Below are 14,681 nucleotides of genomic sequence, written 5' to 3' on the forward strand. Positions count from 1 at the left end.
TGAGGGTACTTATAACGACACGTCTATTTACAAGGCCAAAATTAGAAGCTGTACTGCACACCTACACGATAACGAGTTTGACGCTCGTCAGTGGTTTTGCTACCTGCCACGTTGCCGATTGCAACATAAGGCTTCCAGTTTTTATCCCACTTGTAAGCGACCTTCAGGTCATGGCTCCACTCTTCTTTCTCTTTATTTGCCAGAATTTCGTCTTCAGATTTCTTGTAGTTCAATTCATATTCAGCTGAATAGTCTTTCAAGAAGTTATAGGCAAACAGCATGGTGAACTCGTGGCCCTTCTCTGTTTGTTTGGTTTGAGCTGGCTGGTTACGTTTGTAATATGGGCGATAACGCAGTGAGGTTGAGAAATCATCAGTAAAGGCGACTTTACCACGCAGGTAAGGGCGGTAGTTGTTAGAGTCTGAAGTTGACTCTAATGAGAAACCAGGTTCCAGTGAGAATGTTTTATTGAATTGGTAAACATAGCTGGCAACCACTTCAGTACCATTACTAACATGCTCGTTGAATGGTTTATTCGGAGTTGTGTCGGAACTATGCTGGCCCCATTTCCCTTCCAAAGACAAACCAAAACCATTAGCAAAGCGATTGGAGATCAGTAAACGGTCTTTATGATCTGATTTACTGGTGTCTTTCATTTCATGTCGGTAATCAATTGTTGTTGCCACAGAACTAAAGCTAATTACAGATGCCACTGCCAGAGTCAGTAATTTAAATTTCATTTTTTATATAATCCCAGGGTTATGGTTATTTAAAGCAACAGTCATTAACAAATTTATAAAGAATCAACATACGATTGAAAAACAATTTCACGAATAAAGAAACAACGTTTCATTTGTTGTGGATGTACATTCTATTTGTATTTATAAATAATTATGTGATCCAGATCTTTGTTGATGATTAATTTTTTAAACAAATATTAAATTGTGATGTCGGTCTAATTGGTCGTTATTATCTTTGTTTATAAAACGAAATAACCCCGCCAAATTAATGGCAGGGTTTATTAGAAGCTTAAGTTAAATTAAACTAATTAATTAACGCATTGCGCGTTTCAGAATACGGTCACCTTGTTTATTAAAGTATTCTGCAGTTTCTTGTACGGTCTTCTGGCCATAATCAATATATTGAATGGCGTCACCGAACAGAGAAACAATTTGCGGGTCATCAAAGTATGGTGAAGTTGTCATTTTATGTGGCAATTCCAGCGCCATATTCAAGCCAGCCACAGAAGGATCTTCATCTTTAATTACACCACTAGCACGTAACTGGGTCACAGCAGCCGCACTTAATGGCACGCCGCGCTCCAGACCTAATGCTTCAACCCCTTCTTTGCTGTTTAATAAGAAGTTGATTAACATCGCACTTTCTTTTGGATGCTTGGTTGTTTTACCAATTGAAAGCATCTGTGCTGGTTTAAAGAATAAGCCGGCATCTTTCGCATCTGGCAGCATTGGGTAAGGGCCAAGATCCAATTTTGCAGGTTTGGTCAAGTTATCGGAATACTTAGTTATAGTGGAGTTCCACATATAAGTGCCGGCCCACTCACCATTAATCCACGGCTTCATTTCATACATATTACTTTTGCCGAATGAGGCATAGTATTTGGTGGATGGCATAACATGACTATCTACCATGGTTTTATACATGGTAAAGAACTCAACCCACTGTTCTGGTGTGTAGGCAAATTTCTTACCTGCTTCATCAATGGTAGGGATATTGTATTTTTGGGTCATATAAGAGCGGATTAACGCTAATGTATCCTGGTGCTCTAATACCACTGGATAATATTGGTCACCCAGTTTTTCTTTAAACACTTTACCCGCAGCAAGTAATTCATCCCATGTCTTAGGATATTCTAAACCTGCTTTAGCCCAAGTCGCATCATTGAAATAGAAAACACGCGCAGTCACAGAAATTGGAATACCATTCAACTTGCCATTAACTGTGGTCTGTTGCAGTTCTTTTGGATCAAATTGTGCCAAATCTAATTGTTCTTTTACGTTAAACAGATTGTAGAAGCCAGTGCCGTCTTTAGAGAAAATAGGCAACCAGTTCCAGTTAGTCTGCATAACATCTGGCTCAGTACCACCTGCAATCTGTGTCGTCAGACGAGATAAGTGACCATCCCAGCCGGTATACTCCGATTTAACATTAATATTCGGATGTTGTTTGTGGAATTCTTCGATCGCTTTCAATGTTACCTGGTGACGGCCATTACCCCCCCACCATGACATACGTAAATTGACTTCATCCTGTGCTGCAAAAGCTTGGTGTGACAATAACGCCAGAGTGGATGCTATTAGCGTATGTAGGATCGCTTTTTTCATTAGGTACTGCTCCTGTTAAAGAGAGATATTTTTTTCTGTTTTTGCATCAAAGATATGGCATTTATCCATATCAAACTGGAAATACACGGTGCGATGCAGGCCATTTTCGATAATTGGCCGTGCTTCGTCAGACGGTAAGCGGCAGGTCAATTCAAAGTCGTCAACCTTGATATACATGAAGAATTCATGGCCCATGTTCTCCATTCGTACCAATTCACCTTGTGAGTGATTTTCGGCAAACGGCTGCATAGACATGCTGACGAATTCAGGACGTACGCCGAAGAACACTTTTTCTCCGGCGTGGGCGGCAACTTTAGCCTGCTGTTTTTCATTTAAGACCAGGGTGTATTGGCCGACGGTCAGGCCAATTTGCCCGTCTTTTTCTACCAGCGTGCTCGGTTTGATATTCATCTCCGGCGCGCCGATAAAACCGGCAACAAACATATTGGTAGGGTAGTGATAGAGATTATCTGGAGTATCCACTTGCATAATGTGGCCCAGTTTCATCACACAGATACGGTCACCCATGGTCATTGCTTCGGTTTGGTCGTGGGTGACGTAAACGGTAGTTGCTGCTTTGCCGCTTTTCTTCAGTTGCTTATGCAAATCTGAGATACGGATACGCATTGATGCGCGCAGTTTGGCATCTAGGTTTGATAACGGCTCATCGAACAAAAAGACATCTGGCTTTTTAACAATGGCACGACCAACCGCAACACGCTGTGCCTGACCACCGGACAACTGACGTGGTAAGCGATCCAGCAGGTCTTCTAATTCCAAAATCTTTGCCGCTTCAGCAACTTGTGCTTCAATTTGGTCTTTTGGCAGCTTGCTTAACTTCAAGCCAAACGCCAGATTTTCTTTCACTGTCATATGCGGATATAACGCATAGTTTTGGAACACCATGGCGATACCACGAGATTTCGGCGCCAGGTTATTGACCACCCGATCACCAATTCGTACTTCGCCATCACTGATGGTTTCCAAGCCTGCCAACATGCGCAGGGTAGTGGATTTAGCACAGCCAGATGGGCCAACAATCACCATAAATTCGCCATCATGGATCTTCAAATCAATGCCATGAACCGCGCGGAAACCGTTGGAGTAAACTTTGCCTAATTTATTGAAAATGACTTCAGCCATGATAAATCCTCTATTAACCTTTAATTCCGCTGCTGGTTACGCCTTGAACGAAGTAGCGTTGAGCCAGGAAGAAAACAATGATGGACGGCAGAATGGAGATACTTGCCATTGCCAGAATTTCGTTCCACGGTGCGCCTTCGGTCACGTCAATTGACATCTTCAGCGCCAGCGCTATCGGATACTTATCTACGCTGTAGACATAAATCAGTGGGCCGATAAAGTCGTTCATTGACCACATGAACTGGAACAGGGCCACAGAGATAATGGCTGGCTTCAGGATTGGCACGACCACATACCACAACACTTGGAAGGAGTTGCATCCGTCGATTTGTGCTGCTTCTTCCATATCGCGAGGAACACCGCGCAAGAACTGGATAAGCATAAAGACGAAGAACCCTTGTGTAGCGAACGCCAGTGGCAGATACAGTGGCATGTAACTATTCAGCATGCCCATTTCACGGAACATGATGTATTGCGGAATCAATAACACAGTACTCGGCAGCAACATGGTGGTGATTAATGTTGCGAACCAGAATTTCTTCCATGGGATCTCAAAACGTGCAAATCCATAGGCCACGATAGTGGAAGAGATAATGGTCAAAATGACTTTCGGAATAACAAACTTAAAGGTGTTAAGCATGTAGTGACCGAAATTATATTCAGTACCGGTTTTCCAACCGTTAACAAAGCCATCTTGTGTCGGGTGCTCTGGCCATAATCCTAATGTGGTGAAAATTTCATTATTAGGTTTAAATGCCGCCGAGAACATCCACAGCAAAGGATAAAGCATCATCAGCCCGACAATAATCAGAACGACATAGCGGATAGCGGCACTGACTTTTGCTTTACGCAATGTGCGGTTAATTTCCGCATCAGCAATATCCTGCGCCAGATTTAATTTCTTCTGGTTGGGGTTTTGTTGTACGTCAGTCATTTTTTCCTCCTTTATCGGCGGAGTAGAAGACCCAATATTTGGAAGATTTAAATGCAATTGAGGCGAAGAGGGCGACTACCAGGAATAATATCCAGGCCAGTGCCGCACCGTATCCCATATCAAAGTATTTAAACGCTGTATCGTATATATAGAGCGAGAATAAATAGGTGTAATGGGTTGGCCCACCACCGGTTATGACATAAGGCGCGGTAAACTCTTGGAATGCCTGGGTGGTTTGCATAATAAAGTTGAAGAAAATAACCGGCGTGATCAGTGGCACGGTAACTTTCATAAACATTTGCCATTTAGAAGCACCATCAATCATGGCAGCTTCATATTGGGACTGTGGTACGTTCTGCAAAGCGGCCAGGAAGATAACCATGGCAGAACCAAACTGCCAAACACGCAGTAATGTGACCGATGTCAATGCCAGTGCCGGCTCTCCCAGCCAGTTGACTGGGTCAAGCCCAAATACACCGATGAAACCATTCAGCAAACCATCAATGGCGAACAGAGCACGCCACAAAACCGCAATTGCTACGCTACTGCCCAGAATTGACGGAATATAGAAAGCGGTACGGAAGAAGCCGATACCACGTAATTTGAAGTTCAGTACAAAAGCGATCCCCAGAGCAAAGGCTAATTTTAATGGAATAGTAAGAAACACATAAGCGAAAGTAACGCCCATGGATTTCCAGAATAAATCATCTTCAAGGAACATATGACGGTAATTCTCGATCCCGTTATAAACGGGAGGGTTCATTAAGTCATACTCAGTAAAACTGAGAAAGAAAGATGATACAAAGGGGAAAGCCGTAAATATTATCAACCCTAATATATAAGGTGATATATAGGCTAACCCCAGCATTCTGTTTTCATTCATAATGCTTACCTATTTTTAATAACATGAAAGATAAATAAAACTACTGATTCAAAAGCTTCGGATAAATAAAATTAATATCGTATAGAGTGCGGCTTTCACCATTCACCCGATAATCTCCGTGGATGTAACCACCATTGGTAATAAATTGAGGTATTGCCGCCGACTTATTTTGTTTGGCTGCAATCAAGGTTAATAAAGCTAATGCAATCGGGTTGTCGATACGGAAATAACGGTGATTTGCCGATTCGACAAACAGGCCGTGATGATAATGTTGCTTAAATAAGGTATTGCCAGTTTGCCAGGCCAATTCAAATAATTGGGTACATTGGCAATGCTCAGCCAGTTCAACTAAGGCCAGCAGCAGATAAGGCGTGGCGGCGGGTTTTTTGCCGATCATCAGTGTTGCGCGGCGCTTTTGCTTGTTTAACTCAGCCAACTGCCAGCGATGCAGCAATACGCCAATCAGATCTAACAGCTCGTCATCTTCACTTAAGCGCCAGGCACGAACCAGCGGCAGCAAATAATCAACGTCTAATACGAATGGCGATATAACCGTGCCTTTGGCCCCATAATAGCCATCACGTTGCAAGACATAGCCACTCATGTCCTGACCGTCGTTCCATAATGGGCGCAATGTATTGCTTTCGACGTCATATGCGAAACGATAGTAATTCTTTAATCCCTCAATCACCCATTGCATCACTTCAGCATCGGGCTGCTGACGCAGAATATCCAACATAGCTAATGGGTTATCAATCAACAGTGGGCGCATATCGCGGAACAAAACATTCGCTTCGCGCGCAATTTCACCAAATTCAGGGCCAAACTGGCGCTTGGCGCGATCGCCATACCAAGATTGGGTCTGGTTATCATCAGCCGGAATGGGGCGACGCTGTTGTGGTGAACTGAACTGATAAACCGGCAAGTTAGTTTCAGGATTGCGAGCTAAAACGTATTGGCGATATAAATGCTTGCCCCAAGCCGCCGCGGCGATATCACCGGTGTACTCAGCATATTTATAAGCTGAGTAAATCAGATCGGTTCCTGCATTTACAAAGGTCAGGCCTTTAGTCTCAGGTAACTGTGGCAACTCCTCTGGTTTAACCACATCATGACGCAGATGCGTGAAAACATGAGGGTCACGTTGTTTGTCATAGCTACCGTGGCGGCCCAGATCCAGCGCTTGCCAATCTTCAACATGGGCATGCCAGAACCCTTGCAGGAAATTAAGTGTTTTTTCCCGGTCAACGCTGGCCAGCAGATTGTAATAGGGCAGATGATGTTTAAGTTCATGCACTTGTGCTTTTGATTCTGGCCCTTCGGTCTGCAAGGTATCCAAATTTAAGAAGCGATGCCCGCCCCAGTAAAATAACCCGCTTTGCTCATGCACACCCAGTTGCATGAAATAGCGCGTTTGCACCCGTGCTTGTTGGTGATATTGCGGGTCCTGCGTCACTAGACTGAGAGCATCTAAAGTGCGCAACCAATTCTGTTGACTGGCAAAATTAGATATCGGAGTATTACGGCCATCAGGGAATGCCCAGACTACCGGTTGGTGGGTCTGGACGTCAAAACCATCAGCCATCAGAGGGGTTGGGTTTTGCTTGCTGTGACCAACAGACTGGACTAAATCAACATAGCTGCGAATAGCGCTGAGCCAGTTGATCATCGTTGCGTCGCTGCCTTTAATGTTGCCTACAAAATCCATCACCGTAACCCCATCATCTGAACATCAGTACGGAACCGGTTTAAGGTTCCTTATAAATAGAAACATCGTTTCAATCCATTATATTTGTATTTACTGGCGAGTCATTGGGCGAATGACAAAAGTGTGATCGAAGTCGGAACGTTGTTTTGAATTTTTTATTTTTGGTTTTTTGGCAGGATTTTCAAGATGAGTTTATTTGTTAACTATTTGATAAATAACTAATAAAAAAGGCACAACTTCTGTTGTGCCTTAAGGTGATTATGAGTCTGCGTATTGTCTATAACTCGGTATAACAAACCTTAACTCAAATTAATCATCATTATTGGTTTAGCGAGCCAACCAACCACCATCAACGGCGATGGTATAGCCGCTGATATAATCAGATGCTTTAGAGGCCAGGAAGACCACTGGGCCTTTCAGATCATCAGGTAAGCCCCAACGGCCTGCCGGGATACGGTCAAGGATCTCTTTGCTGCGCTCTTCATCTTTACGCAGTTGTTGGGTGTTGTTGGTTGCCATATAACCCGGCGCTACCGCATTCACATTGATGCCGTGTTTTGCCCATTCATTGGCTAACAGACGGGTGACGCCCATCACTGCGCTTTTCGATGCAGTATAAGATGGCACGCGGATACCGCCTTGGTAAGACAGCATTGAAGCAACGTTGATGATTTTGCCGCCATGGCCTTGTTTGATGAATTGTTTGGCCACTGCTTGAGACATAAAGAACACGGTTTTGATGTTCACGTTCATGACATCGTCCCAGTCCTTTTCGCTGAAGTTGATCGCATCTTCACGGCGAATAATACCGGCGTTATTAACCAGAATATCGATTTGACCAAATTCCTTAACTGCGCGCTCTAATAAGGAAGGGATACCATCAATTTTGCTCAGGTCGGCAGTCAGGCTCAAGAAACGGCGGCCCAGTGCAGTCACTTTTTCGATAGTATCTAGTGGCTCAACGATGTTTATGCCGACGATATCACAACCCGCTTCGGCCAAACCAATCGCCATACCTTGGCCTAAACCAGTGTCACAGCCGGTAACCAGAGCAACTTTACCCTTTAACTCAAAGGAATCTAAGATCATAGCTAACATCTCTCTCAAGGCGGTCAAAGATTACCGCGATTATAATATTGGGGAGAAAACCGCCAAATGACGGCTTTGGTTGGTGACGCTTAACGCTGTTGGCAAACATTTAGCGCAGTTCGCTAACGGCGATGTGGTCCATATCACCGAAGACTTGGTTTTCACCAACCATGCCCCAGATGAAGGTGTAACGCTTAGTGCCCACACCCGAATGGATAGACCAACTCGGTGAAATAACAGCCTGTTCGTTGTGGACCAATAAATGGCGAGTCTCTTGTGCCTGGCCCATCATGTGAAAGACTGCGGTTTCTTCGTCCATATCAAAGTAGAAATACACTTCCATGCGGCGGTCATGGGTATGACAAGGCATGGTGTTCCAAAGGTTGCCGGGTGCCAGCTTGGTCAAGCCCATCGTCAGTTGGCAGGTTGGCAACACATCGGGCACGATGTATTTATTGATAGTGCGACGATTACTGGTAGCGTCATCACCCAGTGTTTGCGGTGCGGCTTCTGCCAGTGTGATTTTTTTATTGGGATAAGTGGTGTGTGCCGGCGCGCTGTTGTAGTAGAACTTGGCTGGTTGCGCACTATCGACGCTGCTGAATTGCACTTCTTTTGCGCCTTTACCGACATACAAAGCTTCTTCATTGCCGATTTCATAACTCTGGCCATCAACGCGGATAAGGCCCGGACCACCAATATTGATCACCCCTAACTCACGACGTTCAAGAAAGTAGCTGACCCCTAACTGCTTACCCACTTCATCACCAATACTGACGACTTTTTTGACCGGTAAAATGCCACCGACAATAATTCGGTCAATGTGGCTATAGGTCATGGTGTATTCATCTGCGACAAAAATATTTTCAATTAGAAATTCACGACGCAGACCCGCGGTATCAAGTTGCTTTGCGTGGTCGCTATGGATGCCTTGACGAACTTGCATGTCGGTGCCTCTCTTTCAGAACAATATCTTGGAGGGATATAACCCCAATCAGATAGCTCGCCAGATGAGAAAATTCGCATGAAGTCGGAATGATGTTGACCGCGTACGAAGGTTTAACTTCTGACTGAGTGTTTCTTCAATGCGATGATGATAGTATTTGCGGGAAGTTAATTCAATAAAAATGAAATGATGTTTTATTATTTTTTGAGGGACGTCATGATTTTTGGATTAAATATGATCAAACTGCGGAATTTGGCCGTAGAATGAGCCGAATTCAACGTAAAACTGTGACTACGCTACAGACAATTCTGCACAATAATGAGGAGAAATGATGAAGATGTTCTTTATTAATGATGAAACGCCATGGGAAGAGCTAGGTAATGGCATCAAACGCAAAGTCATGACTTGGAGTGATGAATTGATGATGGTCTGCGTTCATTTTGACAAAGGTGCCATTGGTACGGCACATAAGCATGATATTCATGACCAGATTGCTTATGTCGCTGCCGGCAGTTTTGAAGTCGAAATTGAAGGGCAGAAACGTATTTTGAAAGCAGGGGATGCCTATCGCGCGGTTAAGAATGAGATGCACGGTGCGGTATCACTGGAAGATAACAGTATTTTGATCGACACCTTTACCCCTAAGCGGGATGATTTCCTCTAAAACGTCTTGTGGCGGCTGAGTTGCAATGTCAGCCGCCTTTATTGTCATTGTCTCGATACTTATTCATCTGCAATAACAACGCGGTCATTAAAAATCGTCGATCACGAAATATCTTCTCTGCGTAATTCTTTTAACGAATCTAACTGAATATCCGCTAACGCCCAGCGCGGGTCGGTACGATACTCTTCGGATGGAATAACAATAGAGCGCATGCGAGCCGCTTTAGTGGCAATCATCCCATTGACAGAATCTTCTAAAGTGACGCATTGCAGTGGGTCAACACCCAAATCAGAGGCGGCATTCAGATAAACTTCAGGATGCGGTTTGCTATAGGGCAGGTATTCTGCGGAAACCAAGCGGTCGAAGTATTTTTCAATTCCCAACATTGCCAGCACACGCTTTTGCATATGCAAGGGTGAGGCTGAGGCCAAACCAATTTTTAGTCCTTGTTGGCGGCAAAGATCCAACGCATATTCGACGCCAGGCAACACTGGGCGCTTCTCTTCCACCAACTCTATCGCCCTGGCGATAATGAGCTTACATACTTCTGCCTGGCTCGGCCCTTGCCATGGCATGGCCTGGAACCACATCTTCACCACTAAATCGATACGCAAACCCAGTGTATCGGGCAAAGTATCTCGCGAGGTGGTATCCAGCCCCAGTGAGGTGAAAATATCCAGTTCAGCCTGTAGCCATAATGGCTCCGAGTCAATCAGCAAGCCGTCCATATCGAAAATTGCGGCCTTAATGGTGTTAGGGGTCGCCATTTGTCATCACTCCTGTTGGTATATCGCTACGGGTTTTACACTTTATCATTGGTTCATAATGATTGAACGGGGGGAACGCAATTCTTTCTCTTTCTGACAATTTAATTTATTAACGTAATGATATTTCGTCGGATGAGCTAGGCTTGAATCTATGTTAGTCGCAAGTATTGCAACAAAATCCTGCACAAAAGCGGGATGTAGCGGGTAAACTAAGGCCACATAAGTTGTGGTATTTACAAGGAGAAGTCATGACCTATCAACAGGCTGGGCGTGTCGCTGTTATCAAACGGATCGCCGGGTGGCTCGTTTTTATTCCAGCACTGCTGTCAACATTGATTTCAATTATCAATTTTGCCTATCAATATAGTCAAAAGAGCACCGGAGTTAATGCAGTTATGCTGGATTTTATCCACGTCATGACTGATATGATCCGCTTCAACACCACTTTTCTGGATATCTTCTGGTACAACTCGCCGGTACCGAATTTCGAGCAAGACTTTTCGGCATCGAACATTATGTTCTTTATCATTTATATGCTGATTTTTGTTGGTTTGTCATTACAGGCATCAGGTGCCCGTATGTCGCGGCAAGTGCGGCACATCCGTGAAGGCATTGAAGACCAACTGATCTTAGAGCAGGCCAAAGGTAGCGAAGGGCGCACTCGGGAGCAGTTGGAAGAGAAGATTGTCCTACCGCATCACACGATATTTTTGCAGTTTTTTACCTTATACATTCTGCCATTAGTGATCGGCGTGGCGTTCTATTTTGTTATCAAGTTATTGGGATTGATGGCTCAGGGTTAGCACCGATAGCGGGCAGACCAGAGAAATACATAAATTGGCCCATTTATTCGGGCCTTCTTGCTATTTATCACCATGATAAATAAGCAAATTAATCTATTGAAAGAATTTTCTGACCCGCGGAATACGATACTCTTCTTGCACTCACAATTTTACCTGTGTAATTCCCTTATGCTGTAGATCTCTTTTCACTGCGATATCAGTAAAGTAATGAACGTTTTCATTTCGAAGAAAATGCGTAATTTTATTATTTTGGCTCAGACAAACAGCATGGCGAAAGCCGCCGAAAAATTACACATGACAGCCTCGCCGTTTGGTAAAAGCATTGCGGCTCTGGAAGAGTTGGTGGGATATGCACTGTTTACCCGTAATGAGAAAAGCATCAGTTTAAACAAAGCTGGGCAAGAGCTTTATCAGGAGCTATTCCCAATTTATCAACGGCTTTCTGCCATTGATAATACTATTGTCTCGCTGTCCCAGCGGCAGAAAAACATCGTCATTGGTATTGATAACACCTACCCCACAATTATTTTTGATCAGTTATTCAGCCTTAGCGACAAATATGATGGAATTACCGCACAGCCGTTTGAATTTAGCGAAAACACGGTCATTGATGATTTACTGGATCGCCGGGTAGATTTTATTATCTCGCCACAGCAAGCTTCGCCGCGGGTGACTCACATTGATAGTTTGCAGAGCACGGAGCTCCCTGCGTTGCGGCTCGGTTTTTTAGTCTCGCGCCGCTTTGAAAATAGCCAATCACTTGAATTATTGAATACATTGCCGTGGTTACAAATGCGTTTTCAGAACCGAGCTAATTTCGAATCGTTATTAGATGCGCATTTTCGTTCAATTGGTATTAATCCCACCATTATTTATCGCCCTTATAGTTTTATGGCGAAAATCAGCGCGGTAGAGCAGGGGCAGTTTCTGACGGTTGTGCCCCAGTTTGCTTATCGACTGGTGAATCCGGCCAAGCTGAAATATTTCGATGCGCCGAATCAGCCCATGTACATGCGTGAGTATCTTTATTCACTCAAGAATAATCACCATATTGAACAAGTCATGGGCTATATACATGCTGACCGTAATGGCGATTAAGGCACTAACATGGAGCCATACTCGAACAGATTTTGGTGGAGTTGGAAGGCTTGCGCCAGATTGTGATGCAAATGACCCCCTTTAGCCTGCGCCAGATATTGATGCAGGTAATCACGATACATTGGGTGTGCGCAGTTATTGATGATAGCCGCAGCACGTTGCATGGGCGATAACCCACGTAAATCAGCCACACCTTGCTCGGTGACAATAACTTTGACGCTGTGCTCACTGTGATCAACATGAGTACACATTGGCACAATGGTAGAGACCTTGCCGCCCTTGACGATCGACGGGGCCATGAAAATGGACAAATAAGCATTGCGCTCAAAGTCGGCGCTGCCGCCAATGCCATTGACCAACTCGGTACCCGCCACATGGGTGGAGTTGGCGTGGCCGTAGATATCAAACTCGAGCCCGACATTCAGCGCAATGACACCTAAGCGGCGAATGATTTCAGGATGGTTAGATATCTCCTGCGGACGCAGCACTATTCTGTTCGCGAAGAAATCCATATTGTCATAAATTTTTTTCAGTGAAGTGGGTGAAATGGTCAAGCTGGAGGCACTGACACCCAACACTTTTTCGCTTTCTATCAGCCGGACAACCGACTCCTGCAACACCTCGGAGTACATCATAAAAGGCGGAATGTGAGGATTTTCACCAAGGCGCTTCATCACCGCATTATTGATATTCCCCACACCACTTTGTAACGGAAGAAACTCCGGTGGAATCCGGCCTAGCCTGAGTTCATTCAGTAAAAAATTAACTACGTTGTCAGCGATTTGCTCACATAATGGGTTTTCCCGGTCGAGGCTGTTACTGGCATCCGGTAACTCAGTTTCTACTACGCCAATAATCTTGCTGGGATCAACTTGTACATAAGGTTGCCCCACTTTATCCAGGGTGTGGAATATTGGCAGCGTATTGCGCCGAGGCGGGGCACCCAGCATCACAATATCAGCCAATTCAGCCACGCGTGGGCTGTGATAATGATTCAATTCAATAATGATTTTTTTAGCTTTATGTAAGAAAACCGGGGAGTTGCCAATACCACTGGTGAGGTAAACTTTGCCATCGGCGCTGAGCGCCGAGGCTTCAATCACCGCCACATCAATGTCACCAAAGAAACCATAATTGACCATTTGGGCGACTTCGCTCAGATGCAAATCAACAAAACTTACCGCCCCTTGGTTGATTTTCTCCCGCAGTAGCGAGGCGGTTTGATAAGGCGCTCGCCATGCAATGGCATCCGCTTGCGCCAGCTCATCATCGGCTTGGGCACTGATGGATGCGCCGGTCAGTAAGCGGATTTGAAACTCTTTTTGCTGCTCATGATGATCCATGGCACGCCTGGCGATAGCACCGGGCAGCACTTTTGGCGCACCGGCAGGGGTAAAACCGCTGAAGACCACCATATTCCCATGCTCAATACACTCGGCGGCGGTATCCGCGCTCATGATGCGATATGACCGTTTCATAGAGAAATCCTCTGTCTGAGTAGGGTTAACGCCCAAGAAAGTTAGGTTTACGTTTCTCCATGAAGGCGCTCATGCCCTCGTGATAGTCATCGCTATCGTAGACTGCGCGGCGCATACCTTGAATGCGCTCAAATTCATCAGAATTCATGGTGTGGGCTTCACCCAGCACGCGAAGTTCTTCTTTAATCACGGCAATGGCCAGTGGGGCTTTTTCGGAAATGACATGGGCCAGTTTTAACGTGAAATCCTCCAGTTCTTCAGGCTCAACCACATGATTGAGAATGCCCACTGACAGGGCGCGCTGGGCTGAGATAGGGGCGGCGGTAAAAATCAGCTCTTTCACAATGTGAAAACCGGCATCGCGAATCAGGTTATGAATACCGACTAAATTATAGGGAACCCCCAGATTCACGGGCGTCATTGAAAAGGTCGAATTACTACAGGCGATGATAATATCTGAACTCATAATCATCTCGAATGCGCCGCCCCATACACTCCCTTCAACCATAGAAATGATCGGTTTAGGATATTTTTGAATAATGCGGGTGATTTGGCGCAGTGGATCGTCGTAGGACAGCGGATCGCGTCGGCCAGTGGGTAATTCATGGATATCATGGCCGGCAGAGAACACTTTAGAGCCTTCCGCGGCGCGCAAAATAATGCAGCGAATATCGGTGTTATTGAGGTCATGCAATGCTTGCATTAAATCATCAATAAATACTTTGCTTAATGCATTGAGCTTGCGGGCATAATTAAACTCAATAATACCAACCCGGTTAGCAATCAATACTTTGACATACTCATAAGACATAATCATTTCCCT

Annotated in this window: 14 protein-coding genes; 3 read left to right on the forward strand and 11 right to left on the reverse strand. The window is 44.8% G+C overall.

All coding sequences use genetic code 11. From position 1 onward, the window contains the following. Positions 1–41: 41 nt before the first annotated feature. The 8 genes from FTA96_RS09610 to kduI form a co-directional block, all read right to left on the reverse strand. Positions 42–740, reverse strand: a complete 699-nt coding sequence (locus FTA96_RS09610; RefSeq protein WP_050109614.1) for an oligogalacturonate-specific porin KdgM family protein — start codon at positions 738–740, stop codon at positions 42–44. Positions 741–1,052: 312 nt separating this feature from the next. Then, positions 1,053–2,345, reverse strand: coding sequence for an ABC transporter substrate-binding protein (locus FTA96_RS09615; protein WP_050109613.1), 1,293 nt, complete (start codon positions 2,343–2,345; stop codon positions 1,053–1,055). Between the two features lie 15 nt (positions 2,346–2,360). Further along, positions 2,361–3,488, reverse strand: a complete 1,128-nt coding sequence (locus tag FTA96_RS09620) for an ABC transporter ATP-binding protein (RefSeq protein ID WP_050109612.1) — start codon at positions 3,486–3,488, stop codon at positions 2,361–2,363. 13 nt (positions 3,489–3,501) lie between these two features. Next, complete coding sequence (locus tag FTA96_RS09625) at positions 3,502–4,422, reverse strand: carbohydrate ABC transporter permease (RefSeq protein WP_050109611.1); 921 nt, start codon at positions 4,420–4,422, stop codon at positions 3,502–3,504. Further along, a complete protein-coding gene (locus tag FTA96_RS09630) occupies positions 4,415–5,305 on the reverse strand; it encodes a carbohydrate ABC transporter permease (RefSeq protein ID WP_050109610.1) in 891 nt (296 codons plus the stop codon). Before FTA96_RS09630 ends, FTA96_RS09625 begins: the two co-directional genes overlap by 8 nt. 40 nt (positions 5,306–5,345) lie before the next feature. After that, complete coding sequence (locus FTA96_RS09635) at positions 5,346–7,013, reverse strand: pectate lyase (protein WP_145573786.1); 1,668 nt, start codon at positions 7,011–7,013, stop codon at positions 5,346–5,348. A 327-nt stretch (positions 7,014–7,340) separates the two neighbouring features. Continuing rightward, positions 7,341–8,102: a 2-dehydro-3-deoxy-D-gluconate 5-dehydrogenase KduD gene (gene kduD, locus FTA96_RS09640; RefSeq protein WP_050109677.1), complete on the reverse strand. Its 762-nt coding sequence runs from the start codon at positions 8,100–8,102 to the stop codon at positions 7,341–7,343. A 109-nt stretch (positions 8,103–8,211) separates the two neighbouring features. Beyond that, a complete protein-coding gene (kduI, locus tag FTA96_RS09645; RefSeq protein WP_050109608.1) occupies positions 8,212–9,048 on the reverse strand; it encodes a 5-dehydro-4-deoxy-D-glucuronate isomerase in 837 nt (278 codons plus the stop codon). A 331-nt stretch (positions 9,049–9,379) separates the two neighbouring features. Here kduI and FTA96_RS09650 point away from each other — a divergent pair, with 331 nt between their 5' ends. Continuing rightward, positions 9,380–9,712 (forward strand): cupin domain-containing protein, encoded by a 333-nt coding sequence (locus FTA96_RS09650; RefSeq protein WP_019210190.1) that lies wholly within the window; start codon positions 9,380–9,382, stop codon positions 9,710–9,712. 101 nt (positions 9,713–9,813) lie between these two features. Here the strand turns inward: FTA96_RS09650 and hxpB are convergent, their stop codons facing one another. Beyond that, the gene (gene hxpB / locus FTA96_RS09655; RefSeq protein WP_145573709.1) at positions 9,814–10,479 is read right to left on the reverse strand and encodes a hexitol phosphatase HxpB; all 666 of its coding nucleotides are present in this window, start codon (positions 10,477–10,479) and stop codon (positions 9,814–9,816) included. Positions 10,480–10,727: 248 nt separating this feature from the next. On the opposite strand from hxpB, the gene FTA96_RS09660 reads away from it, so the two are divergent. Next, the gene (locus FTA96_RS09660) at positions 10,728–11,282 is read left to right on the forward strand and encodes a YniB family protein (protein ID WP_050109606.1); all 555 of its coding nucleotides are present in this window, start codon (positions 10,728–10,730) and stop codon (positions 11,280–11,282) included. Between the two features lie 207 nt (positions 11,283–11,489). Next, positions 11,490–12,380, forward strand: a complete 891-nt coding sequence (gene srsR, locus FTA96_RS09665) for a LysR family transcriptional regulator SrsR (RefSeq protein WP_050109605.1) — start codon at positions 11,490–11,492, stop codon at positions 12,378–12,380. Here srsR and FTA96_RS09670 read toward each other — a convergent pair. After that, positions 12,377–13,858: a succinate CoA transferase gene (locus FTA96_RS09670; RefSeq protein WP_050151128.1), complete on the reverse strand. Its 1,482-nt coding sequence runs from the start codon at positions 13,856–13,858 to the stop codon at positions 12,377–12,379. The genes srsR and FTA96_RS09670 overlap by 4 nt on opposite strands. Positions 13,859–13,883: 25 nt before the next feature. Then, entirely contained in the window at positions 13,884–14,669 is a 786-nt protein-coding gene (scpB, locus tag FTA96_RS23250) for a methylmalonyl-CoA decarboxylase (RefSeq protein ID WP_050109603.1), read from the reverse strand. Positions 14,670–14,681: the final 12 nt, after the last annotated feature.

Source organism: Yersinia alsatica (assembly GCF_902170305.1).
Taxonomy (GTDB): domain Bacteria; phylum Pseudomonadota; class Gammaproteobacteria; order Enterobacterales; family Enterobacteriaceae; genus Yersinia; species Yersinia alsatica.